We start from the raw sequence: 4127 nt of genomic DNA on the forward strand, positions 1-4127 counted from the left end.
CCCCGACACACCCCGCTCCCTTCCCTGACGCGCCCGCATCTGCCCTGACGTGCCCCGCGTCCGCCCTGGCATGCTCTGCTCGGGCCGCCGTCCGGCGGTCCGGTCACGAGCGAAGGAGTCCACGCGATGCCACGCGTGTTCGTACAGGGAAGTCCGGCCGGCTACTACCCGCGTTACGCCCCCGAGGCCGGGCGGGGCGCGGTGCGCCGTATCACCGAGGTCGGCGAGGAGGTGCTGCACCGGCCGTGCCGGGACGTCACGGAGTTCGGGCCCGACCTCGCCGCGCTCATCGACGACATGTTCCGCACCATGTACGTCGCCGAGGGCGCGGGTCTGGCGGCGAATCAGGTCGGGGTCGATCTGCGTCTTTTCGTGTACGACTGCCCCGATGACGATGGAGTCCGGCATGTCGGACACATCGTCAATCCCGTGCTGGAAACGCCCACGCACGAGCGACGGCTGCTGGACGAGGGCGAGGGCTGCCTGTCGGTGCCCGGCGCCGTCATGGCCGTACCGCGGCCGGACCGGGCCGTCGTGCGCGGGCAGGACAGGGACGGCAGGCCGGTCGTCGTCGAGGGCACGGGCTACTTCGCGCGCTGCCTGGCCCACGAGACCGACCACACCAACGGCGCGATCTATCTGGACCGGCTCTCCAAGCGGGAGAAAAGGGACGCGCTGCGGCAGATGGCGGACCGGCGCGACGAGGTGTACGCCCGCCGGGCCGCCAACGCGGAGGCGCTGAGCGCCTGACGCGGCACTGAGCGCCTCCTCCCTTCGGCACTGAGCGCCTGACACGCGGCGCTGAGCGCCGAGCGCCTGCTGAAGGCTCTCAGCGCCGGGTCACGCCTTCGGGGCCACCTTGCTCAGGCCGTTGATGATGCGGTCCATCGCGTCGCCGCCCGTGGGGTCGGTGAGGTTCGCGAGGAGCTTCAGGGTGAACTTCATCAGCATCGGGTGGGTCAGGCCGCGCTGGGCGGCGATCTGCATGACCTTCGGGTTGCCGATGAGCTTCACGAAGGCGCGGCCGAGCGTGTAGTAGCCGCCGTAGGTGTCCTTGAGGACGCGCGGGTAGCGCTGGAGGGCGATCTCGCGCTGGGCGGGCGTCGCGCGCGCGTGGGCCTGCACGATGACGTCGGCGGCGATCTGGCCGGACTCCATGGCGTAGGCGATGCCCTCGCCGTTGAAGGGGTTCACCAGGCCGCCGGCGTCACCGACGAGCAGCAGGCCGCGCGTGTAGTGCGGCTGCCGGTTGAAGGCCATGGGCAGGGCGGCGCCGCGGATCGGGCCGGTCATGTTCTCGGGGGTGTAGCCCCAGTCCTCCGGCATGGAGGCGCACCACGCCTTGAGGATCTCGCGCCAGTCCAGCTCCTTGAAGGAGGCGGAGGTGTTCAGCACGCCGAGGCCCACGTTCGACGTGCCGTCGCCCATGCCGAAGATCCAGCCGTAGCCGGGCAGCAGTCGGTCCTGCGCGCCGCGCCGGTCCCACAGCTCCAGCCAGGACTCCAGGTAGTCGTCGTCGTGGCGGGGGCTCTCGAAGTACGTGCGGACCGCGACGCCCATCGGGCGGTCCTCACGGCGGTGCAGGCCCATCGCCAGGGACAGCCGGGTGGAGTTGCCGTCGGCGGCGACGACGAGCGGCGCGTGGAAGGTCACCTCGCGCTTCTCCTCGCCGAGCCTGGCGGTGACGCCGGTGATGCGGCCGGTGCGGTCGTCGACGACCGGGCCGCTGACGTTGCAGCGCTCGAACAGGCGGGCGCCGGCCTTCTGGGCGTTGCGGGCGAGCTGCTCGTCGAAGTCGTCGCGCTTGCGGACGAGTCCGTAGTTGGGGTACGCGGCCAGCTCCGGCCAGTCGAGCTGGAGGCGGACACCGCCGCCGATGATGCGCAGCCCCTTGTTGCGCAGCCAGCCGGCCTCCTCGGAGATGTCGATGCCCATGGCGACGAGCTGCTTGACCGCGCGCGGGGTGAGGCCGTCGCCGCACACCTTCTCGCGCGGGAACTCGGTCTTCTCCAGGAGCAGCACGTCGAGACCGGCCTTGGCGAGGTGGTACGCGGTCGTGGAGCCGGCCGGCCCCGCGCCCACGACGATCACATCGGCGGTGTTCTCGGAGAGGGGCTCGGTCACGACGGTCACGGCGGGATCTCCCCAAGTCGAAATCTATGTGCCGACCGGCACTGGACATGGGCAGTCTATTCAGCAGAATTGATCACCCGGCTGAAGGGCTGCCCTGTGAACCGACCTCTCCCCGCGGTACGGCTGCGCGTTCCCACGCACGAGGACGCGGTCGCGTGGCACCGGGTCTTCGCCGACCCGGAGGTCATGGAGTTCCACGGCGGCAGGCCGGCGGAACTGTCGGTGTACGAGGAGCTGACCGCGCGCCAGCGGCGGCACGACGCGGAGCACGGCTTCTGCCTGTGGACGCTGCTGGACGAGTCCGGGGAGGTCATCGGCTTCACCGGGGCGCAGCCGTGGCCGCCGGACTGGGGCCCGGTCGGCGAGACCGAGATCGGCTGGCGGCTGGGGCGGGCGCACTGGGGCAAGGGGTACGCCACCGCGGCGGCGCGGGAGACGCTCAGGCGGCTGCGGGCGGCCGGGGTGCCGGGTGTGGTGGCGATGGTCCGGCCGGGCAACGAGCGGTCCGTCGCGGTGGCCCGGAGGCTCGGCATGGAGCAGGCGGAGACCTACCCGCATCCCACGCTGAACGAATCGGCGCTCTGCTTCCGGCTCAGCCTCAGCCCCACCCACACTCACGCACAGTAGTCATCTGTTACAGAAAGACACCAACGCCTTCCGGGCGGACCGGGCGGGGGTTACTCTGCCAGTACCGCTGGGGGTGACATCTGTGCGCATAACACCCAAAACACCCGAAGTGCGCGTCCCGCGTCTGGTCGGTCTGATGGCCGGGGACGCCCGCGAAACGGCCCGGGCGCGGGGCCTGCTCCTCAACGCGCCGGACCGCCCGGACTTCCACCGCGTCGTCGTCGACTACGTCGTACGCCAGTACCCGCAGCCCGGCGCCGAGGTGCCGCGGGACTCGATGGTGTACGTGTGGTTCGACTTCACCGACGGCGAGGGCGGCGGAGGCGTGCGTGAACCACGCGTTCCGCGGCCCCCGGCGGGCGGGCCGCGCCGGGAACTGGACCAGCCCGGCGACCCCTGTGCGGTGGGCGGACTCAGCTCTCCTTGAAGCCCCGGTGCAGCGCGACGACACCGCCGGTGAGGTTGCGCCAGGCCACCCTCGACCAGCCCGCCTTGCGCAGCCGTTCGGCGAGCGCGGGCTGGTCGGGCCAGGCCCGGATGGACTCGGCGAGGTAGACGTACGCGTCCGGGTTGGAGGACACCGCGCGCGCGACCGGCGGCAGCGCCCGCATCAGGTACTCGGTGTACACGGTGCGGAACGGCGCCCAGGTGGGGTGGGAGAACTCGCAGATCACCACGCGCCCGCCGGGCCGGGTGACCCGGTACATCTCGCGCAGCGCCGCGTCCGTGTCCTGCACGTTGCGCAGGCCGAAGGAGATCGTCACCGCGTCGAAGGTGTCGTCCTTGAAGGGCAGCCTCGTCGCGTCGCCCGCGGTGAAGGGCAGCCAGGTGTGCTTCTTCTTGCCGACCTGGAGCATGCCGAGGGAGAAGTCGCAGGGGACGACGTACGCGCCCGTCCGCGCGAAGGGCAGCGAGGAGGTGGCCGTGCCGGCGGCGAGGTCCAGGACCTTCTGCGCGGGCCGCGCGTCGACCGCCTTCGCCACCTCCTTGCGCCAGCGCCGGTCCTGGCCGAGCGAGAGCACGTCGTTCGTCAGGTCGTACCGTTCCGCCACGTCGTCGAACATCGAGGCGACTTCGTGCGGCTGCTTGTTCAGGGAAGCGCGGGTCACCCGCCCATTCTTGCAGCCCCCTCCCAGGGCAGGAGCCTCGGCTTCCTGCGCGCCGCGAGGTCCTGCGCACAGCGCGTCTCAACGGCGCCGGAACAGCAGCCTTCCCGCTATCACCGTCGCCACGCACGTTGCCGTGGCGCCTCGTTCGGCCAGCTCTGTTTCGTCGTGCACGTCGAACACGGCGAAGCAGGCGGCCGAGCCGGGCGTGCGCGCCGGCGGGGTCTCGGGGGGCAGGTCCGAGGCGAGGGGGTCCAGGGA

The 4127-nt window shown here is 71.5% G+C and carries 5 protein-coding genes and 1 pseudogene; 3 read left to right on the forward strand and 3 right to left on the reverse strand.

Annotated features, from left to right (window positions below; all coding sequences use genetic code 11):
• Positions 1-126: 126 nt before the first annotated feature.
• Positions 127-750 (forward strand): peptide deformylase, encoded by a 624-nt coding sequence (gene def / locus CCN44_RS39845; RefSeq protein ID WP_059251909.1) that lies wholly within the window; start codon positions 127-129, stop codon positions 748-750.
• Between the two features lie 90 nt (positions 751-840).
• Here the strand turns inward: def and CCN44_RS39850 are convergent, their stop codons facing one another.
• Positions 841-2133: a geranylgeranyl reductase family protein gene (locus CCN44_RS39850; protein WP_059251907.1), complete on the reverse strand. Its 1293-nt coding sequence runs from the start codon at positions 2131-2133 to the stop codon at positions 841-843.
• Positions 2134-2229: 96 nt separating this feature from the next.
• Between CCN44_RS39850 and CCN44_RS39855 the strand changes: the two genes are divergently transcribed.
• Positions 2230-2760 (forward strand): GNAT family N-acetyltransferase, encoded by a 531-nt coding sequence (locus tag CCN44_RS39855; RefSeq protein WP_059251905.1) that lies wholly within the window; start codon positions 2230-2232, stop codon positions 2758-2760.
• A 109-nt stretch (positions 2761-2869) separates the two neighbouring features.
• Complete coding sequence (locus CCN44_RS39860) at positions 2870-3187, forward strand: PASTA domain-containing protein (RefSeq protein ID WP_079081102.1); 318 nt, start codon at positions 2870-2872, stop codon at positions 3185-3187.
• On the opposite strand, the gene CCN44_RS39865 is transcribed toward CCN44_RS39860, so the two are convergent.
• Positions 3174-3869, reverse strand: coding sequence for a demethylmenaquinone methyltransferase (locus CCN44_RS39865; RefSeq protein WP_059251903.1), 696 nt, complete (start codon positions 3867-3869; stop codon positions 3174-3176). The two genes, CCN44_RS39860 and CCN44_RS39865, sit on opposite strands and share 14 nt — an antisense overlap.
• Before the next feature lie 78 nt (positions 3870-3947).
• Positions 3948-4127, reverse strand: a pseudogene (locus CCN44_RS39870) (hypothetical protein); the annotation flags it as partial.

It is taken from the genome of Streptomyces tricolor (assembly GCF_002155905.1).
In the GTDB taxonomy this organism is placed as follows: domain Bacteria; phylum Actinomycetota; class Actinomycetes; order Streptomycetales; family Streptomycetaceae; genus Streptomyces; species Streptomyces tricolor.